Here is a 20634-nt window from a genome sequence, read left to right on the forward strand (position 1 = left end):
GCTGTATGTCCTATAATTTGCCGTGGCGCCTGTACTGTCGTAAAATCGGGAGAACCATGGCCTGCCATCGTTTATGCTAACCTTGTCGAAGTACCTAAAAAAGCTACCCTTTTAGGTTTGTTCAAAATTCGCGTATGCGATAAAATGTACGTCATAAAAAAATTTAGACGATTACTCACGTTTTTAATATTGTTTTAGAGGTGTTTATGAATGCTTCGCATTTCTCGTGGATTGCCACAAGAGCATAAATTTTTAAAGGAATTATATTTAAAACCAATTATCCACTGGATAATCGATTTTAAATAATCTATGCACTTGTTCTATTTAGTATTTCAATTAATCTTCTTTTTAATGTTTCATTATCTGTATTTCAAAAATTGATTCTCAATCAATTCTTTAAAATAGTGTCTTGATTAGTTTTTGAATCAACAACAGATTCAAAAAGTTCGGTGATGATATATTGAAGATGTTTTGGCGTCACATCTCTAAAATAACCAAGCAACTCTTTACTGGTTGCATAGTTGTTGGTTTTGGTTTTAAGCTTCCCGTCTAACGTGTTCCAATCTTCAAGAAAGTGCTTTAAAGCAAGATTCACTTGGTCTTCGCCTATCGCCTCTTGTAAGGCAAACATATTTATCGCACCTTTTGCATAATAAATATAGTCTTGATTATCTACTAATGCTAGCGTGGGTTCTACTCCAGATTCTCTGCGTTTGCCTTCTTCGTATTTCTCTAATTGCAACTCTAAAAATTGCTGCACCTTTTCTTTTGGATAGTGCGCTTTTAAAACCATCATTGCTGCATATTGAGAGAGTGTCTCTAAAATAAGATGTCGCCCTTTTACATTTGCTGCGGCTACTTGCATACCAAACCATTGGTGTGCAATTTCGTGTGCAGTCACATAAAATGCCATATCTACATCTGTTTCATCATCAATATGTAAAACAAAGCCTATAGACTCCGAGAATGGAACAGTTCCCGGAAATGATTGTGCAAATTGTGCATACCGTGGAAACTCCATGATACGCAACTGTTCATATTGGTAGGGACTAAAATGCGTACTGTAATAATCTAAAGACACTTTCATAGAGCTCATCATTCTATCTATGTTATACTCATGACCTTTATGATAGTAAATTTCTAGAGCTACTTGCTTTGAGATAGCATCGGATTTTGAAATCCATGTGTCTTTTTTCACTTCATATCGCGCTGAAACCATCGCATAAAAGTTAAGGATAGGCTGCTTCATTTTATAATGATAATAACTGCGGTTATTCTCCGTCCATTGTTTTATTAAGTCCCCTGGAGCTATCGCTGTTTGGTCTATTTCCGTCCCAATGACCATCTCAAAATTAATACCATCAGCATCACCACCAGATCTTGCATTTTGCAGTTCATTCACCTCTTCTCTATTAGCTCTATTTTTTCTTTTAGCTAATTGAAATTCTATACGTTTCTCTTTATCTTGAAGCTCATACTTTTTAGTATATCCTAAAGTTGGAAAGTTTTCGTTATTGAAAAAAGTTCCGTTTTCTACAATAGCCGTGTTAGACCCTGATGCCAGGAATCCTTTAGTTGTATACGTTTGTTTGAAACTCATTTTAATAGAATCACCCTGTTTTAAAGGGGTTTTTAGTTTGTAAATGGTATAATAATATGTACTGTATTCGTTATTTATTGTAGCTCCACCATCAAAAGAAACATCGTTTATAACAACATTGTCTTCTATTATTTTTTGAATATGCACCTCATTAATAGTAGCTTCATTTGTGTTTTTTAAAATGTAATAGCCTTCCGCAGAATAATCTCTTGATGATGGATACAACTCAACATTTAAATGAACACTAACAATTTTTGGTTGTGCTATATATTCAAATTTCTTTAATGCTTTTTCATAGCCAACTCTAAATGCTGTTGTTTCAGAATTAGTCCAGTACTTGTTTAAAACATTCGTGTTGTAAAAAATGAAACTCCCAAGTAAAATAAATAGCATAGTAATCACACTCCCAAATATAAAGAGTGGTTTACTGATTCTTTGTTTAGCGGTTTTTAGACGCTTTATAAAATTGGTTTCTGTGCCTCTTACCATAAAAAATGATCCTACTATAAGCAATAGTGAACCAAAGAGAAACCAATAGGATTTAACGAATAAATAGGGCTTCAAAAAGTGGCCATAGCCATTCATATCAGAATAGGTTCCTAGAGAACGTCCACCAAAAAAATACAAATCGTGATCGAACCCAAATACACCCAAGGTAATGGTCGAAATAAATAAAATAATGACCACCATAATACCCACAAACTTGTGGTTTACCAACGCTTGAACAAAGAATGCTACAAAAGTGAGTAATGCCAAAGACGGTAATATTTCAAAAAAGAACCCGGAGAAATATACCGAAAATTCGTATTTATAATAGCCATTTAGGGTCTGGAAAATAATACCAGAACTAATCAAAGCGAGCATTAACGCGACATAAATAAGATTGAGCCCAATATATTTACCTGCGAGATTTATAAAACTCGACATTGGTGTGGCGTCATAAATCAAGTTCAATTTTGCGCCTCGTTCTTTCCAAACCAATTCGCCAGAATAAAACACCAAGATGATGATGAAAAAGTAGAGTGATGTTTCTTGTAGCTCTTCAACAATAAAATAGGTTGCAGGATAACTATCGACTCCATAAACAGTTCCAAGGTTTACAGAATTAATAAGAATGATAATCATTCCACAAATTACGATGGCCCAAAATGAGGGTTGCTTGCAAATACTTAAAAAGTAAAACCAAGAAAACTCCTTTAATTGTGTCCATTTTGAAAGCATACCATATTGTTTTTTAGCATCTGGTATCCTTATCGCACTAGCGTCACTAAGAGATTGAATATTTGAAACTTGTACTTTTTTTCTTTTAGACGGCCTGTTTTTAACCACATTAAAATTAAACTTTTTATAGCCATATAACAAGGCAAGTACACCAAGAGAGGCCCAAAACAATTTGTTATACATCAATGCTCCTCCAAAAAACGGAATGCTTTGTGTCCCCTTTTCTAGAGCTGACCAAGACTTTGTAACAAAAGTTGTTGTTGTTAATGAAAACGGGTCCAAAATGGCTTGCCAAAACTCGTTGGTAATAGCTTTGGTTAACATAAATACCACAAACAAAATAACGCCTTGTGTATATACCACAACTAGATTTCTACTTAATGCGCCAGTAACAAAAAATAAAGATGCTCCAAAAAATAAGGTTGGTAAGGTTACTATTAAAAAAGTCTCTACATAAACTAGTGCATTAAAATCTAATAAATCGTTTGGGTTATGCCAGGGCATACATTCACCTAACATCATTCCGAATAACACACCAGAAAACACTAATAGCAACACTGTAAACGAGCCTAAAAACCGACCCAATAAATAATCTTTTTTCTTGATTGTTGTAGAAAAAATAAGCGATTCAATTTCATACTCAAAATCTCTTAATACAGAAACCCCCATAATCATGGAGGCTAAAATCATAAATATGCCAGTGATTGCTCCCATTGTTTTTGCAATAACAAATGGCGAATTTTTATTCATAACTCCAAAATCGGCACCTTGAAAAATAAAATCTACACCAACAATAGAAAAGAGAAAAAGAAACAAAAAGAAAACATACGTGTCTGGTCGCTTAATTCGATATTGTATTTCGAACTTAAAAATATTATACCACATGACTAATTTGATTTATGGTTTGTATTGCTAAATATTTGTGAGAAATACACATCTTCTAAACTAGCATTAACACTAGTGAAACCATCTCCTGGATTCGTATCGCTTAAAATGTGAATGGATGGCTTTCCAAGAAATAATTTTTCACTGATGACCTGGTAGTTTTGTTTGTAAAAGTTTAATTCGGGCTTTTCAATTGTTTTTTTATAGACCTTACCTTTTAAGTCTTCAATTATTTGTAATGGATTTCCTTTTAAACAAACTTGACCTTGATTGATAATAGCCATATTAGTACAAAGTTCTTTAACATCATCTACAATATGCGTAGATAGTATCACTACTGTGTGTTCTCCTAATTCGCTTAACACATTATAAAATCGATTCCGCTCTACAGGATCTAATCCTGCAGTTGGTTCATCTACAATAAGTAGTTTAGGATTATTCAATAAAGCCTGGGCAATGCCGAAACGTTGCTTCATTCCACCAGAATAGCCTTTAAGGTTTTGTTGTCGCACTTCATATAAGTTGGTTTTTTGTAACAGTGCTTTCACTAATTCTTGACGCTCGCTTTTATTAGAGATTCCCTTTAATACTGCGAAATGATTTAGCAATACTTCCGCAGATATTTTAGGATATAAACCAAATTGCTGTGGTAAATATCCTAAGACCTGTCGCAACTCATTTTTTTGTTTTAACACATCTATGTCTCCAAGAAAAACAGATCCACTGTCAGCTTCTTGTAATGTCGATAGGGTTCTCATAAGTGTCGATTTCCCAGCGCCATTTGGCCCTAGTAAACCAAACATACCTGTTGGTATTTCTAATGAAATACTTTGTAAAGCTTTAATACCATTTGAGTATGTCTTTGATAGATTATCTATAATGAGTTTCATAAGGTTCGTTTTTAATGGTTTTAACTGTTTGTTGATTGATTATTTTATATCGAGTTCCAATTTTTCTCCAGTAAGGGTTCCACGAACAAACTCTCCAGACTCCCAGAAAAGAATTTCACCAGCATTTCCACTTTTCATATTGGCATCTATAACTATTACGCGACCGTCATAGTGCATCTCAATTTGCCTGTGCGTGGTATGACCAACGACAATAGTTGAAATCTTGAAATGCGTTAACAATGCATCGATTTGCTCATCGGTGGCCAGTTCACCCTGAAAGTAACCTCTATAGTATATTGGTCCGTTATCTCTGTGAAGAAAGTCTCCAAGTTCATTTCGTTTATCAGCCATTTCACTTGCTACCAATTGTAATTTGAATTCATTATTTATGTCTTCTATAGATAAACCTTTCGTTACTAGATCAGGATGTAATCCGCCGTGTGTAAATAGAATGTTATTCACTTTAACTAAGACTGGACGGGTGCGTAACCAATCTCCTAGAACAGTGCCTTTATTAAAAAGTGTATTGAAAGGTTTTTCTAAAATCTTACCAATTTCTGTGTATTTTGGATGTACTGAACGCAGATTCCCATTAAGTACCATCACATCATGATTTCCAAGTAGCACATGCAACTTTCCGCCTTTTTCTTCTGCTTGCTTTTCTAAATCATATAAAAACCATAAGACTTCGGTAACCTGTGGACCTCTATCAAATATATCTCCTGCAACCACAAAATGCCCGTTTCCAAAGCTCCATTTCTCCTGATTATCGATAACACCATTATTTTTTAGGAGTTTAATAAATGTGTCATATTGACCGTGAATATCGCTTACAGCTCCAATTTTGAAATTTCCATTGTACACTAGTTGTTTAACTTCCTTGGGAGTGTTATTCCAAAGTGTTGCTTTTACACCATTGTATTCAATACTTTGAGAATCTTTAGAATTAATCTCTTGGGCGTGCGTTTCTCCTTTATATACCCAAATTGCAGTACGTCCTGTTACAGATTGCATTACATGAGGGCCATCGCTAACGCCTTGGTACGGAACATTAAGAACTTTCAGTAGCTCTTTAATGTTCTCTTCCTTCGCCAAATCGATAACGGAATAATCATCTCGAATTTTTATGCTAGAATCGGCACCATTATCCATTAATAATTGAAGTGCTTCTGCGTCCCTTCCTTTAATGGCAAATACAATCGCTGATTGCTTTTCAACGCTCATAAAATTCACATCAGCCTTATGAGTGATAAGCTCCTTGATCATCGTATGATTTTGATAGGCTACGGCATACATCAATGGCGTTAAACCATCAGTTACTAAATTAGGATTAGCACCATTTTCAAGTAAATACTTCGCCACTTTATATGTTCTGTCTTTTTTAATGGCGTAAATAAGCAAAGTTTGTCCTTCTCCATAAAGGGAATCTATTGCATTACCATTAGACAAAAACGTTTTAACAGCTTGCACATTTCCAAGGGCGATCTCTTGTTGAATGTTAATTTTATCGCCATTCGATGATTTGGTAAAACGTTTGCTTAGCTGTTCCTGTGTTAATTCTCTGGCCATATAAAGCAGCAATTGCTTGCCGCTTTGCGAACTCCAAGTGCCTTTTATTCCCGTTTCTGAAATTAAACCTAAAAAACTGCCCTGAGAATGAATAGAGAAACTAAGAGTCGTTTCGGTAACCTTAAGATCTTGCATAGGAATTGTTGCAGCTCCTTTAGAAGCTGGACCCATATGCCCAATAAGTTGACCTTTATTAGATGTATTGAAGTTCCATAGGATTCCTATGGACTTATTCTCATTAACAACTAGATTTCCTTCCCATTTCCCTTTAATAGATATATTGTTTTTTTTGTTTGGACTTAGTTCTTGTGCAGAGATGTTTGAATTAATAACAAATAGTGTTATAAATGAACACATAAAATTAATTAGTTGTGGCATTTTGATAGGTTTTAAATGGTTAATGAGTTTTAAACTGTTCATTTTTTTGATTGATAGAGACAAAAGTATCAAGTACTTGCCTGTCTAAAAAAGATTTGGGATATATAGCAGTTAGCGAGTGACACACATACGGTTAAATGTTATAAGAGCATTATATAACGACTCAATGGACGTTTATCCCTCTCCAAAGATTGTTTATCAACTTATTTGTCTCAAGTGATTTATTTAATTAATATTGACATATGAATTATAAAATATCTGATAAAAAAAAGAAAATCATAAAGCGCATTTATAAAATAGCGATAGTCTTTATTGGTATTATCATCGTTATTTTTAATGATACTTTTGGAAAACTAGAAGGATTTGTAGAGTTTATTGCATTTTATTTCATAGTTATATTTATCACAATTTCATATTGGTTATTTAAACAAATCAAATCGATTATTCGATTAAAAAATGAAAAGGCTCAAACAGAACTCATGCACTTAAAAAGTCAGGTAAATCCTCACTTCTTTTTTAATATGCTTAATAACCTTTATGGTTTGGTAGATAAAGATTCTAAAAAAGCACAAGAGCTTATTTTGAAACTATCAGATATGATGCGTTACAGTATCTATGAAGGGCAAAAAGAAACGGTGTTAATTTCTGAGGAAATCACGTATTTACAAAACTATATTGAGTTACATAAAATGCGCTACCATAAAATTATAGATGTAAAATTTAAGGTAGATATAGAAGGTAACGATTTTCAAATAATGCCACTTCTTTTTATCATCCTTTTAGAAAATGCTTTTAAGCATGGTGTAGAAAATTTGAGGAACAATGCATATGTTCATATCAATATGAAAGTGAGAAACAATCAAGTGAATTTTGATATAGAAAACAATTTTGATACTACCATTACTAATGAACAAGGAGGTATTGGTATGAATAACTTAAAACGGAGATTAGAATTGGTTTATCCAAAAAGTCATACTTTAACCATAACAAAAACGGATACTGTTTATAAAGCTCAATTGAATATTAGAAAATTATGATCAAGTACCTTATTATAGATGATGAACATATTGCTCACGATATCATAAAAGGGTATAGTGAAATGCTACCAAACATGAAGTTTATGGCAGATTGCTATGATGCTATTGAAGCTTTAGACTACTTGAATAAACAACCTGTAGATCTTATTTTTTTAGATCTAAACATGCCTAAGTTAAAAGGTTTTGAGTTTTTAAAAACCTTAGCGTCTCCTCCAAAAGTTATTGTAACAACGGCTTATAATGAGTTTGCAATTGAAGGTTATGAGCTTAATGTTGTAGACTATTTATTAAAACCCTTTAGTTTTGAACGCTTTCTAAGTGCTGTAAATAAAGTATCTGCTTCTACTCCAAAATTAAAACAAGTGCGTGTCGAAAATGAACAAGCATTAACAAATCAGCTGTTTTTAAAACAGAATAACAGTCATATACAAGTTGATGTAAATACCATATTATATATTGAAGCTTCTGGAAATTACACAAAAGTTGTCACTACACTTGATACAATTACTATAAGAGAAAAAATATCTACTACTTTAGAAATACTCCCAAAAGAGAAGTTTCTTCAAGTTCACAAATCTTTTGCAATTGCTACAAAACATATTAATAGAATTGATGGAAATAGAATATACATTGAAGACTATACAATTCCAATTGGTAAATTATATAAAGCCAATCTTATTAAGATTTTGAACTAGATACTTTCAATAGTAATTATTAAATACTATTTCACACATATTACACTTCCCTCCTACGTCATTTCATAAAAAGTGTGTATTCACAAGGTTTGTATTGTTTTTTAAAGGAGTTCATGCATCTCTCGTAAAGTATGATATCATTAATATGGTAAAGAAACTTTTGGGATTAAATTTTTTCAAGAAACTGTAGTAACAGCTTTAGTTTTTAACCACATCGAATGTTCACAAATACAAAAAAATAAAATAGAAATGCATGAGTAAAGCTCAAGTTACATAACGCAGAACATTATAGTACATTTTTAAATTAATAATACAATCTAAAATCTAATAATGTACAGAGGTTGTAATGTCTTTGATGCAACGCTTCTACAACATCTAACATATTCTCGTCATCTTTAAATAAATTAAAGAATGCTTTATCAAGATTTGAGCTTGTTATTCCGTTACATTTATTACCATACCCAGACAGCCCTTTTGCACCAGTAATATCTAAAAAATATTGTGCTTCTTCTTCGTCTAAATCTAGAACTTTTGCATTTGAAAAATGTAAAATCTTGCCTTGTAATCGTCCTTCAAATAGTTCTGCTATTTCTTGTAGACTATAGTAGTAGTCATTTAAACAAATACTATTTGCTTCACCTTCTATAACCAAGTAGATTATTTCATAGTCTATAAAATTATGATCCTCTAAGACCAATGCATTTAAGCTAGTTTCTAGACCTTCAATGGTGTCGCATGTTTTATAAATACTGGCTACTCCATATTGCATGGTCAATTGTTCTAGACTTTTTTGTGCTTCGGTAACCTCGTCTGTTTCTATATCATGAACCGCTTCCAAACAGTAAATAAAATAATCTGCATCGATAAGTTGTTCTTGGGGTAATTGTTGTCTTTTCTCTAACAAATTTTAAATTTTATGCAAAGTTATGAAACACAAAATTAATGTAACTCTTTTATTTTTTTTTAGCGATTTTATATAAAATATTGAGTGATTATATACTATTTTAAAAGCTATAATCAGTTATTATGCGCTGTGCGAAGCTTGTAGAAGTATCAATTTTTTTATTAGATAGTTTTGACTCATTGAAAACCAAATATAAAATTTAGATTAAATTATCATGCATATCAGTTATAGCTTCAATACCTCTTAATCGTTATCAATTGCTCAATCTCAAACCTTATAATATTTCCGCAGAAAACATTAGCTAAGGTATTTGCGATGGATTTAGATGAAAAATTCACGCTTTATCTACCCACAATTTGCTGTAGATTACTGGCATTTGTCCTTTCCATGTCGTCCATAAGTTGTCATCATTGATTAAACTAGCCATAAAGTGGCCTACATTTATACGACTCACTTTGCCAGCATTAAAAATGGCACTTCTTGTTGGTGACTTATGTATTTCATAATTGGTAACTTCATCCTCATTAATTAAGCCATCTGGTCTAACTGCAACCCATTCAATTGAATTATTATTTTGACCAATTTGTGTACGTAAATAATCTGCAGCTTTTTCATTATCTACATGAGGTGGCAATAGTAAACGAAGCAAACCAATGACACATTTTTGAGCAAAAGAAATGGATTCGTTTAAGTCGCGATTACGATTTCCTGTGGTGTTCATTAAAACAAACTTTATTGGATTTTGAAGATTCTTTGATTTTATGGCATTGCATAAACGTCGCGTCGCATCTGTGACCAATTGTCTTGGTTGTCTGTAAATACCTTTAAAAGTCATATTATGGCCAAGACAAGAAGCAACAGCTTTACAATCGCTTACAATAACACTCATCTCGTGATCACTTAATTCTAATAGGCTCGCAGAGATTATTTGAAGATTATCATTGGTATTCCAAGCTTCTGGTAACTTTACTGGTGATCTTACAATAACTTTTACTTTATGTTTTTGAATTAGAAGTTGCTCTACTAATTGACTACCTGTTGCTCCACTTGCGCCTACTACTAAAATGGTCATACTGATTTTTGGTTGATTGATTGATATACCTTAAAGACGATATATTACTACAATTGTTTCACTTTTTAATGTAGTTAAAAGTTAACATTTTTATTTCTGTTTTACAGACCCTTTGCTTTGCGTACCATGTTAACAATACGTGTATGTGTTATTTGTAACAAATTCCATTGGTAGCCTTCAAAATCGGTTGTATTCATGAATAGAATGACGACCGCATCAATATCTTTATGGTACTCAGCCATGCATTGATAACCAGGAACCAATCCCCCATGATTAAACTCATAAATAGACCTGTAGATTTCCATTTCTTTTTCGTTAAGCAATGACCCCTCGTTTAAAGCTCTTAAGAATGTACCAACATCTTCTGCTGTAGCTAACATGCCTTGATTCTCCGTCTTGAAATCATCTTCAATACCAACATAGTAACCACTCATAACATCGTCTAGATTTACCTCACTAAGTGAACCGAAAGTATTGTGCATTCCAAGTCGTATTAAAATTTCCTCCTTGAAATATTGCTAACGGCTATAAACCACCACATTCTCAATGATTCTAGAAAGCAATAAATAATTTGCATTTGTATAGCCATAATCTTTGTTTGGCTCAAAGTCTGCTGGTAAATCAAGTGCCTATTTAAGAACGTCTGTATTGGTGTTTGGCTTTAAAAAATAAGCCGTTAGCCAATAACACTCAGTGAATTGTACGTAATTAATTAAGGTTCTCATTCGGTTTTTAAAAAAATCAATTTGGCATCACCTTAAGATTGTTGGCCTTTTAACAGCTGCTACATCGCAATGCTGCAAGCAAAACTCAAAAAAACTACCACTTTTCGGCTTTTTTCATTCCGAAAAAAATGTAACTTACCCAATGGTATGCTCGATTAATAAAAGTGAAGAAAACGTAAAAAAAAATGACCAAGTATAAACATATTTTCGAACCATTAGATTTAGGGTTTACAACGCTTAAAAACAGAATCTTAATGGGTTCCATGCATACAGGACTAGAAGAAGAAAAAAATGGCTTAGAAAAAATAGCAACCTATTATGCAGAACGCGCAAAAGGTGGCGTTGGTTTAATTATTTCTGGTGGTATTGCACCTAATGCACAAGGTTGGACAGGTCCTTTTTCCGCAAGAATGAGTACAAAAAAACACGCAAGGCACCATAAGCTAATTACAGATGCAGTGCATAAAGAAGGTGGTAAAATATGCATGCAAATTTTACACGCAGGACGATACGGCTATCATCCGCTTGCGGTGGCACCTTCGGCCATAAAATCACCAATTAGCCCCTTTAAACCATTTGAACTAAAACAATCAGGTATCAAACGTACCATTCGTGATTTTGTAAATTCTGCTAAACTAGCAAAATTAGCGGGCTATGATGGTGTAGAAATTATGGGTTCTGAAGGGTATTTGATTAATCAATTTATTGCAGAAAGAACAAATACGCGCACTGATAATTATGGCGGAAGCTATGAGAATCGAATGCGTTTACCTATTGCATTAGTAAAGCAAACTCGTGAAGCGGTTGGAACCGAGTTTATCATCATCTATCGTTTATCCATGTTAGATTTAGTAGAAAAAGGAAGTACTTGGCAAGAAGTAGTTGCCTTAGGTAAAAAAATTGAAAAAGCTGGTGCCACTATTATAAACACAGGAATTGGTTGGCACGAAGCACGAATACCAACCATCGCAACGTCAGTACCAAGAGCTGCATTTACTTGGGTAACAAAAAAAATGAAAGAAGAACTTTCGATTCCGTTAGTGACTTCAAATAGAATAAATATGCCAGAAACAGCTGAAAAAATATTGGCAGAAGGTCATGCAGACCTGATCTCAATGGCACGACCATTTTTAGCAGATTCTGAATGGGTGAATAAAGCAGAAGCAAATAGATCAGACGAAATAAACACATGTATTGGCTGTAATCAAGCGTGTTTAGATCACGTCTTTGAACAGAAAGTAGCAAGTTGCTTAGTAAACCCAAGAGCATGTCATGAAACTGAACTAAATTATCTTCCAACAAAAATAAAGAAAAGAATTGCTGTTGTAGGCGCGGGACCTGCAGGATTAGCTGCGTCAACCATCGCGGCACAACGAGGACATGACGTTACCCTTTTTGATTCCGACCAGGAAACAGGAGGACAATTCAATATGGCGAAGCAAATTCCGGGGAAAGAAGAATTTTATGAAACGATACGTTATTTTAATAAACAACTAGAATTACATCAAGTCACTGTAAAATTAAATATGCGAGTCACTAGTGAAGATTTAAAAATTGGTAATTTTGATGAAGTTATATTAGCGACCGGAATCAAACCAAGAACCTTAAAAATTGAAGGTATTGATCACCCTAAAGTATTAGACTATATTGATGTTTTAAAATTTAGAAAACCCGTTGGGAAACGCGTTGCAGTGATCGGAGCAGGCGGAATAGGTTTCGATGTTTCAGAATATTTAACACATGAAGGTGACAGTACCTCATTAAATATTGATGCTTGGTTAAAAGAATGGGGAATTGATAAAACAATGAGCGCTAGAAGTGGAATTGAAGGTGTAACCGCAGAAGTTCATCCATCACCAAGAGAGATTTTTATGTTTAAGCGCAGCAAAGGTAAATTTGGTGGTAACTTAGGTAAAACTACGGGTTGGATTCATCGTTCTACATTGAAAAAGAAAAAAGTCCAATTTATCAATAGCGTTCAGTATACAAAAATTGATGATATTGGCTTACATTATATTCAAAATGAAGAGAAAAGAGTGTTAGAGGTAGATAACATTATTATTTGTGCCGGTCAGTTGCCACTTAAAGAATTACTAGAGCCATTAGAAGCTGAGGGCGTAAAAGTTCATGTTATTGGTGGTGCAGATGTTGCTACTGAATTAGATGCAAAACTAGCTATTAATCAAGCCTGTAGACTGGCTGCTAACATTTAATGTTTGGTAATTAAAACAAAGACTCCGTGATTATTGTAATAGCGCCCGAAGATGACCTCCCTAAAGAAATTGATCTACTCACACAACTATTTGAAGCAGGTTTAGAGCATTTCCATTTGAGAAAACCTTATAAAAACTATAAAGCACATTGTGAGTATTTAAATCAAATAGAGGAACAGTATCACAATAAAATAGTCGTTCATTATCATCATGAATTAATAAACGAATTCAAATTAAGAGGGATTCATTTTCAAGAACAAAATAGAATAGATCATATAGATAATCCTGGTCAATATTTTAAAGGTCTTGATATGTTCGGCAAAACAATAAGCTCTTCATTTCATGAACCTAAAGATTTGGAGGATTGTTATTTTGAGTTTGATTATCATTTGCTAAGTCCTGTATTTTCATCCATTTCAAAAAAAGGCGAAGAAGGTCGTGGTTTTGATGTATCTCATATTGATAAAACTATTGTAGGCATGGGTGGTGTTACTGCTAATAATTTAAAAGCCTTTGATACCTTAGGCTATAAAGGCGTTGGTGTTTTAGGAGGTGTTTGGCATAGTGATACACCTGTAGAGGTTTTTAAATTAATGATTGCTCATTTTAAATAAAGAGATCAGAGATAAACAACAAACAGTCGCGCTGTACATGTTGCGACATTATATTAATAATACCCTTGAATACGTTCCAGAGGTTGACTTGATCTTACAATTCGCATCCTAAATATAACAACCACTATGTAGAGCAGTAATAAAACATGATTACATCTAAGCTGCATGACGTAACTTAAGGAAATTCTCCAAAAGAGCACTTGTAAAATATTCAAAAAACATGTTCATCTGGTCCTGAATTGGTACAATTACGGATGAAGAATATTTCAGAAGAAAAAAGACATTAAAAATAACTGCACAAGGTCGAGAAATCACATCTCATTTTCAAACCCAATTAATCACTAATGGGCACTATAAATCAGCATAAGAAGTTAAATAAGATGGTGTATGTTTGAACAAAACTGACGTCTGCCCTATTGTAGTTAGATACTATTTAGATACTTGACAAATGACTGGTGGTACAACAACTACCATGCAGTATTGTGAAAAATAGCCAAACCATCCACACGATACTTTCACTTGTGAACAGTGTGTTCAATATCCCATATACATTAGTCTATTAAAGACTATTGAGAACTTAGAACCATTAAACTATTAAACGTTTTGTATTGTAGCGTTGGATAGCTTTTTAAAGTTTTGATATCTCGAATAACACTTTGGTTTACTCAAACAAAAAACAGCATCTAAAATTACTTTAGATGCTGTTTTTAAATAATTTACGAAAGACTATTTTATTTAAGCGATTTCATATCAATTACAAATCTGTATTTAACATCATTATTTGTAACACGCTCATAAGCTATATTTATATCTTGCATATCTATAAGCTCAATATCACTAGTAATATTATGTTCTCCACAAAAATCTAACATCTCCTGTGTTTCTTTAATACCACCAATTAGAGAACCAGCAATACGCTTACGCCCCATAATGACACTTCCTCCGTGAAATGGTTTCAAAGGCTCTACTGCACCAACTAAAACCATTGTTGCATCAATTTTAAGCAATCCTAAATAGGGATCCATTTCATGACCTACAGGAATCGTGTTTAAAATAAAATCAAAACTACCTTGGTGTTTTTTCATATCGTCCTGATCCTTTGATACTAAAACTTCATGAGCACCTAACCGTTTTGCATCTTTTCCTTTTTCTGGTGATGTTGTTATCATGACCACATGCGCCCCTAAAGCATTCGCAAATTTAACTCCCATATGGCCTAAACCTCCTAAACCTATCACGCCTACTTTATCTCCTTTTTTCACTTTCCAGTGATTTAGTGGTGACCAAGTCGTAACTCCTGCACATAATAAAGGTGCTGTTGCTGCTTCGTCTAAGTTTTCTGGGATGCGTAGTACAAATTTTTCATCTACAACTACTGATGTTGAATAACCTCCATACGTTTGTGTACCTTCCATATGTTTATTTGGACTGTTATACGTAAATGTGGCTCCTTTTTCACAAAATTGCTCCAAGTCTTGTTCACAAGAAGAGCAGGTTTGGCAAGAGTCTACCATACAACCTACACCTACTAAATCGCCTACTTTATAAGTATTAACACCATTACCAACTTCAACAACACGACCAATAATTTCGTGTCCAGGTACTACTGGATACGTTGATCCTTTCCAGTCATTTCTTACGGTATGTATATCACTGTGACACACACCACAATAGGTAATATCAATTTTTACGTCGTCTGCACCTACGGCTCTTCTTTGTATATCTAAAGGTTTTAAAACCTCTGTTGATGCTGTTGCACCATATGCTTTTATTGTCGTAATTGCCATTATTATACGTTTTTTAAAGTGACTATTAATTCAATTTCCGTTTGTAATAATTTAGATATAGGACATACTTCTTTAGCTTTCTGTGCTATTTGCTGAAATTGTTCTGCATCAATATTAGGCACATCTCCTTCTAAATTTAAGCTAATTTTGACAATAGCTCCATCTTCAAAAGTAACCGTAGCATCTGCATCTAAAGTTGTTGCTGTGAAATCAGCTTCGTTTAATAAGAAGCTTAATTGCATGGCAAAACAACCGGCATGAGCTGCACCAATTAATTCCTCAGGGTTGGTTCCTTTCTCTCCATCTTCAAACCTTGTGTGAAACGAATATTGTGTCTTGTTAAGAACTTTACTTCCAGTAGTTAGGTTTCCTTGTCCCTCTTTTCCACTGCCTTTCCATTCGGCGTTTGCTTTTCTTGTAAATTTCATAAACTATGTATTTTAAAATTAAATTATTTATTTAGAAGCTTTTGGATAATCTGTATACCCTTTTGCTCCTGTTGTATAAAACGTATCTCCATCCCATTCTGCTAAGTCTAAGTTATTTTCCAAACGCTCTACTAAATCTGGATTAGAGATATACAGCTTACCGTAAGCTACTAAATCTGCATGACCTTCTTCAATTATTTTATTTCCTTTGTCTTGATCAAAATCTGTGTTGATCATTAATGTTCCATTATATAAAGGTCGGAAATGCTTGGCAATTTCTGACACAGCATAAGGTATTTCTGAAACATCTGTAAAGGGTTCAGAAAGATGTACGTATGCTAAATTATAATCATTTAGTTTTTTAATGATGTATTCAAACGTTGGGATGGTATCTTCATCCATAGTCATACCAAATAAACCATGTAATGAAGGATTAAAACGTGCGCCAATTTTTTCCTGCGGAATAACTTCTTTAATGGCATCTAGAACTTCAAAAAAGAAACGGGCTTTGTTTTCAATACTCCCGCCATAATTATCCGTCCTTTTATTAGACGTTCCATTAAAGAACTGATGAAATAAATAGCCATTAGAGGAATGTATTTCTACGCCATCAAAACCTGCTTTTACTGAATTTGCGGCTGCATTTCTAAAATCTCTAACCGCAGTTTTGATATCTTCAATGGTCATTTCTTTGGGCGTAACAGTGTCTTTAAACCCTTCTGGAGTATATGATTTATCGTTTGGATTGATAGCCGAAGCTGAAAGCGGTAATGCTCCATTATGAAAATCAGGATGAGACATACGTCCTACATGCCATAATTGAATAAAGATTTTTCCTCCTTTATCATGAACGCGCTTAGTTACGTTTTTCCAACCTTCTAATTGCTCATCTGAATAAATACCAGGAGTATTAATGTAACCCACAGCATCAGCAGATACTTGCGAACCTTCAGTAATAATTAAACCCGCTGATGCACGTTGCTCGTAATACAAGCCTTGTAAATCATCAGTTGGCACACGACCTTCATTATCTGCCCTGCTGCGTGTCATAGGCGCCATAACGACTCTGTTATTTAGGTTAATATTTTTGTTATATGTTGTTAATAAATATTGCTTACTCATGTTTTATTTTATAAAATATTAATAAACAAATTTACAGAACTGCAGAACCAATTATCGTTGATCGATATCAATTAATATATATTTAACGTATAGCTAAGTCTATTTCTATTTTCTAGACAGTCATCTTTGTTTAATCATAAAAGTTTAATGCCGTTACACTTTATTTTATTGGTCAATTATTCATTTCTTATAAAAAGATATTTACGAATCTCATGGCCTCGCCGTCGCTGAAGAGATGCTCGTAAGTTTAGAATCTAGTGTAGTAGTTATCCTAACTAACTTTTTAATTTATTAACATCTTATAAGGACTTTTGTCAAAAAAATAAAGAACGAAATCATAAGCTTTAGGTATTTACCTAAATCAATTTCAAAATAGAATAAGATATATTTTAAATAGTGTCTTTAATTATAAAATTGATTGGCTATGGAATCTAAATAAAATCTCGGCTACCTTAATTAATATACTTCTACAAAAGAACAATTAACCTGTTTTTTTTTTTAGAAATACAAATATTATCGTTGAATTACTGATTAAATCGATTAAATGCATGTATTTCAACGGATTTAACATTTTATTAACACTTTTTAACTTCAAGTGTCACCACCTTGCCCACAACCTACCTAAAATTGAAACAACTTTCGATGCATAGGAAAACACGAATATGAATCAAAATAAACACAATCACATGATGTCCAAAACAAAATTCTTATCACGTATTTCTTTAAATATTCTATTATTCTTCGGAATTAATAGTGCTTTTTCACAAATTGATCTTGGATCTATTGAGAGTTTCAGCATTTACACCTCTATAGGAGCCGTATCAAACACGGCGACTACAAATATTACAGGAGATATTGGTTCAGATGATGGTGCCATAACTGGTTTTGGAGGTCTTTCAATTGTAAACGGAAATATTCATAATACGAATAGTATTACTGCCCAAGCAGACTTGGATTTAAATGCTGCTGTTGTTCAAATAAATAATACAACAACCACAGCTGTTCATATTCCCGTTTTTGGTAATGGAGAAACGCTATATCCAGGGGTTTATTCTCAAGCAGCTGCAGCATCTTTAGATGGGACTCTAACCTTAGATGCACAAGGAAATCCTAACGCACAATTTATCTTTAAAATAGGAGGCGCATTTTCAACTGCAGCAGGAGCAACAGTCGTTTTAATTAATTGCGCTTCACCGTCAAATATATTTTGGCTGTCTGGCGGCGCAATCTCTATGGCAGCTTCAACAACCATTAGTGGTAATTTAATTAGTAACCCTGGAGCCGTTGGTATAGGTTCAGGAGGTAATATAGACGGAAGAATGCTCTCTACCACTGGCGCCATTTCTGTTTATGGCTCCATAATGAACAATGGCATTCCAAGAGTAGACACAATTAGACAGCCAACATGCGCAGCAGGAGCGGGAAGTTTTCAGATTACAGACTACGACGCTAACAATACATATGTCTTCACGCCAAGCGTGTTAAGTATTTCAGGAACAGGAATGGTAACTGCAGATCCAAACACCTATACGTTTACAGTTACCACAAATACAGGTGGTTGTAGTTTTACTACTACTTCAATAAACGTGGTCATTAACACCGGACCACTCACAAATTATTGGACAGGGGAAATTAGTTCAGATTGGAATAATGCAGGAAACTGGACCTGTGACATCCCTACTAATTTAAATAATTATATAAATATTATTCCCTTAGTAACAACAATATATCCTGTAATTAGCACTCAGCCCGACAATAGTGGTATTGTTGCAAATCTTGAAATTCCAAGTGGTGCTTCATTAACAATAAATAACAACAACTTACGAATTACAACTATTTTAACCCTAAACGGTAAAATTCAGTTAAAAGGAGAATCCCAATTATTACAAGATATCGGAAGTGTTTTAGATGCGGCGAGTACTGGCACTATAGAAATTGACCAACAAGGAACAGAAAATAGCTTTAGGTACAATTATTGGAGTTCGCCGGTCAACTCAAGAGAAACGGCATTTACCATTGGAGAAGTTTTAAGAGATGGTACAGACCCAAATAATAGTATGAATATTAATTTTGGAACTAATTATACTTATGCTGACGGGACAACAAGTTCACCAATTAAACTAAGCACCTATTGGATGTATAAATTAGCAGATTCTGGCTTAGGTTATAGCGCATGGGCGAGTGTAGGCAATACCTCAGAAATAAAAATAGGTCAAGGATACACTATGAAAGGTTCTAATACCAATGCTATAGAACAAAATTATACTTTTGTTGGCAAACCAAATAATGGAATTATAGAATTACCGGTAGGTGCGAATAATGATTATTTGCTTGGAAATCCATACCCGTCGGCTTTAGATGCTGATAAATTTATTGAAGACAACGGATCATCTTCTGGTACCGCTTCAATGACTGGAACTCTTTATTTTTGGGAACATTATGGTGGAGATGCCCATACTTTAGCAGATTATCAGGCAGGATATGGAACCTATTCTAGAGGTGGAGGTGTTTCAGCATCTTCTAACCCACCAGTTGCAGGCGTTAGCTCTTTAGGGCTATCTGTAAAGGGAGCACCAAAACAGTATATCCCCGTAGGTCAGGCCTTTTTTGTTGTAGGTGATGCAGATGGTGGACAAATTCAATTTAACAATAGTCAGCGCGTTTTCGCAAGGGAATCTTCTGGAAATTCTGTTTTCATGAGAACCAATACTTCAGAAGCAACCACAAACAATGACCTTAGACCAAAATTCAGAATTGGTTTTGATGCACCTAAAATAAGTCACCGTCAAGTTTTACTCACTCTCGATAGCAACACATCTGATGCTGTAGATTGGGGTTATGACGCAGAAATGTACGAAGTTTTTGATGATGATATGTATTGGATTCTTAACGATAAAAAATATGTCATTCAAGCAACGAATAACTTTGGTATTGATAAAGAAATCCCATTAGGAATTAGAACATTAGAAGGCGGACTCATAAGTATTAAAGTTGATGAGTTGGAAAATGCTGAAGACTACACTAACCTCTATATTAAAGACAATTTAACAGGTGAAACACATGATATTACAAACCAAGAATTTTCAATTAATCTTGAGGCTGGTGAGTATCAAGATCGTTTTTTACTTGTGTTTCAACCAAGTCTAAATATTATAGAAGAAGAAACGTCATTAGACGGAATTCAAATTTATATGAATAATTCAATTTCTAAATTACAATTAAGTGGAATTGTAGATACAGAAATACTGAATGTTAGTTTGTTCAACTATTTAGGACAACAAGTAAAAACTTGGAGTATAAATCCAGATAAGCACTCTATTTCCTTACCAATCGAATTAGCTTCAGGAGTTTATATTGTGATCGTTGAGACTACAACAGGAAAAGAAAATAAGAAAATAATCATTAACTAAATAATAATGCATTAGATATAACTAAATAATAATGCATTAGATATAACTAAAACACATTTTTATAAAAAAGAGGCTTCAAAATTG

At 33.8% G+C, this 20634-nt stretch carries 14 protein-coding genes; 5 read left to right on the forward strand and 9 right to left on the reverse strand.

What is annotated here, in order from left to right:
* Positions 1 to 388: 388 nt before the first annotated feature.
* From ACJAZK_RS02700 to ACJAZK_RS02710, 3 genes are read right to left on the reverse strand one after another with little or no spacing between them, the layout of a single operon-like run.
* Positions 389 to 3706: a M1 family aminopeptidase gene (locus ACJAZK_RS02700; protein ID WP_415222485.1), complete on the reverse strand. Its 3318-nt coding sequence runs from the start codon at positions 3704 to 3706 to the stop codon at positions 389 to 391.
* A gap of 2 nt (positions 3707 to 3708) precedes the next feature.
* On the reverse strand, positions 3709 to 4596 hold the full coding sequence (locus ACJAZK_RS02705) for an ABC transporter ATP-binding protein (protein WP_415222486.1): 888 nt from the start codon (positions 4594 to 4596) through the stop codon (positions 3709 to 3711).
* Positions 4597 to 4635: 39 nt separating this feature from the next.
* Complete coding sequence (locus ACJAZK_RS02710) at positions 4636 to 6543, reverse strand: ankyrin repeat domain-containing protein (RefSeq protein WP_415222487.1); 1908 nt, start codon at positions 6541 to 6543, stop codon at positions 4636 to 4638.
* A gap of 242 nt (positions 6544 to 6785) precedes the next feature.
* Between ACJAZK_RS02710 and ACJAZK_RS02715 the strand changes: the two genes are divergently transcribed.
* A complete protein-coding gene (locus ACJAZK_RS02715) occupies positions 6786 to 7580 on the forward strand; it encodes a sensor histidine kinase (RefSeq protein WP_415222488.1) in 795 nt (264 codons plus the stop codon).
* The gene (locus ACJAZK_RS02720; RefSeq protein ID WP_415222489.1) at positions 7577 to 8275 is read left to right on the forward strand and encodes a LytR/AlgR family response regulator transcription factor; all 699 of its coding nucleotides are present in this window, start codon (positions 7577 to 7579) and stop codon (positions 8273 to 8275) included. Before ACJAZK_RS02715 ends, ACJAZK_RS02720 begins: the two co-directional genes overlap by 4 nt.
* A 304-nt stretch (positions 8276 to 8579) precedes the next feature.
* Here ACJAZK_RS02720 and ACJAZK_RS02725 read toward each other — a convergent pair whose 3' ends face one another.
* The 3 genes from ACJAZK_RS02725 to ACJAZK_RS02735 all read right to left on the reverse strand — a co-directional run bounded on the left by ACJAZK_RS02725 (position 8580) and on the right by ACJAZK_RS02735 (position 10733).
* Positions 8580 to 9179 (reverse strand): DUF6642 family protein, encoded by a 600-nt coding sequence (locus ACJAZK_RS02725; protein WP_415222490.1) that lies wholly within the window; start codon positions 9177 to 9179, stop codon positions 8580 to 8582.
* Between the two features lie 334 nt (positions 9180 to 9513).
* Positions 9514 to 10251 (reverse strand): NAD(P)-dependent oxidoreductase, encoded by a 738-nt coding sequence (locus ACJAZK_RS02730; protein ID WP_415222491.1) that lies wholly within the window; start codon positions 10249 to 10251, stop codon positions 9514 to 9516.
* A gap of 101 nt (positions 10252 to 10352) precedes the next feature.
* Entirely contained in the window at positions 10353 to 10733 is a 381-nt protein-coding gene (locus ACJAZK_RS02735) for a hypothetical protein (RefSeq protein WP_415222492.1), read from the reverse strand.
* A 428-nt stretch (positions 10734 to 11161) separates the two neighbouring features.
* Between ACJAZK_RS02735 and ACJAZK_RS02740 the strand changes: the two genes are divergently transcribed.
* On the forward strand, positions 11162 to 13189 hold the full coding sequence (locus tag ACJAZK_RS02740; protein ID WP_415222493.1) for an FAD-dependent oxidoreductase: 2028 nt from the start codon (positions 11162 to 11164) through the stop codon (positions 13187 to 13189).
* A gap of 26 nt (positions 13190 to 13215) precedes the next feature.
* Positions 13216 to 13803 (forward strand): thiamine phosphate synthase, encoded by a 588-nt coding sequence (locus ACJAZK_RS02745; RefSeq protein ID WP_415222494.1) that lies wholly within the window; start codon positions 13216 to 13218, stop codon positions 13801 to 13803.
* Positions 13804 to 14534: 731 nt separating this feature from the next.
* Here ACJAZK_RS02745 and ACJAZK_RS02750 read toward each other — a convergent pair.
* The 3 genes from ACJAZK_RS02750 to ACJAZK_RS02760 are packed head-to-tail and all read right to left on the reverse strand — an operon-like array spanning position 14535 to position 17140.
* A complete protein-coding gene (locus ACJAZK_RS02750; protein WP_415222495.1) occupies positions 14535 to 15590 on the reverse strand; it encodes an NAD(P)-dependent alcohol dehydrogenase in 1056 nt (351 codons plus the stop codon).
* Between the two features lie 2 nt (positions 15591 to 15592).
* Positions 15593 to 16018 (reverse strand): OsmC family protein, encoded by a 426-nt coding sequence (locus ACJAZK_RS02755; protein ID WP_415222496.1) that lies wholly within the window; start codon positions 16016 to 16018, stop codon positions 15593 to 15595.
* A 27-nt stretch (positions 16019 to 16045) separates the two neighbouring features.
* Positions 16046 to 17140 (reverse strand): alkene reductase, encoded by a 1095-nt coding sequence (locus tag ACJAZK_RS02760; RefSeq protein ID WP_415222497.1) that lies wholly within the window; start codon positions 17138 to 17140, stop codon positions 16046 to 16048.
* Positions 17141 to 17826: 686 nt separating this feature from the next.
* Between ACJAZK_RS02760 and ACJAZK_RS02765 the strand changes: the two genes are divergently transcribed.
* On the forward strand, positions 17827 to 20550 hold the full coding sequence (locus tag ACJAZK_RS02765; protein ID WP_415222498.1) for an ice-binding family protein: 2724 nt from the start codon (positions 17827 to 17829) through the stop codon (positions 20548 to 20550).
* Positions 20551 to 20634 lie beyond the last annotated feature (84 nt).

This window comes from Psychroserpens sp. (assembly GCF_047633235.1).
Lineage (GTDB): Bacteria > Bacteroidota > Bacteroidia > Flavobacteriales > Flavobacteriaceae > Psychroserpens.

Coding starts and splice junctions, on each gene's coding strand:
- ACJAZK_RS02740 (WP_415222493.1), top strand. CDS start 11,162: ATGACCAAGTATAAACATATTTTCGAACCATTAGATTTAGGGTTTACA.
- ACJAZK_RS02750 (WP_415222495.1), bottom strand. CDS start 15,590: ATGGCAATTACGACAATAAAAGCATATGGTGCAACAGCATCAACAGAG.
- ACJAZK_RS02760 (WP_415222497.1), bottom strand. CDS start 17,140: ATGAGTAAGCAATATTTATTAACAACATATAACAAAAATATTAACCTA.
- ACJAZK_RS02705 (WP_415222486.1), bottom strand. CDS start 4,596: ATGAAACTCATTATAGATAATCTATCAAAGACATACTCAAATGGTATT.
- ACJAZK_RS02715 (WP_415222488.1), top strand. CDS start 6,786: ATGAATTATAAAATATCTGATAAAAAAAAGAAAATCATAAAGCGCATT.
- ACJAZK_RS02710 (WP_415222487.1), bottom strand. CDS start 6,543: ATGCCACAACTAATTAATTTTATGTGTTCATTTATAACACTATTTGTT.
- ACJAZK_RS02720 (WP_415222489.1), top strand. CDS start 7,577: ATGATCAAGTACCTTATTATAGATGATGAACATATTGCTCACGATATC.
- ACJAZK_RS02700 (WP_415222485.1), bottom strand. CDS start 3,706: ATGTGGTATAATATTTTTAAGTTCGAAATACAATATCGAATTAAGCGA.
- ACJAZK_RS02735 (WP_415222492.1), bottom strand. CDS start 10,733: ATGCACAATACTTTCGGTTCACTTAGTGAGGTAAATCTAGACGATGTT.
- ACJAZK_RS02755 (WP_415222496.1), bottom strand. CDS start 16,018: ATGAAATTTACAAGAAAAGCAAACGCCGAATGGAAAGGCAGTGGAAAA.
- ACJAZK_RS02765 (WP_415222498.1), top strand. CDS start 17,827: ATGATGTCCAAAACAAAATTCTTATCACGTATTTCTTTAAATATTCTA.
- ACJAZK_RS02730 (WP_415222491.1), bottom strand. CDS start 10,251: ATGACCATTTTAGTAGTAGGCGCAAGTGGAGCAACAGGTAGTCAATTA.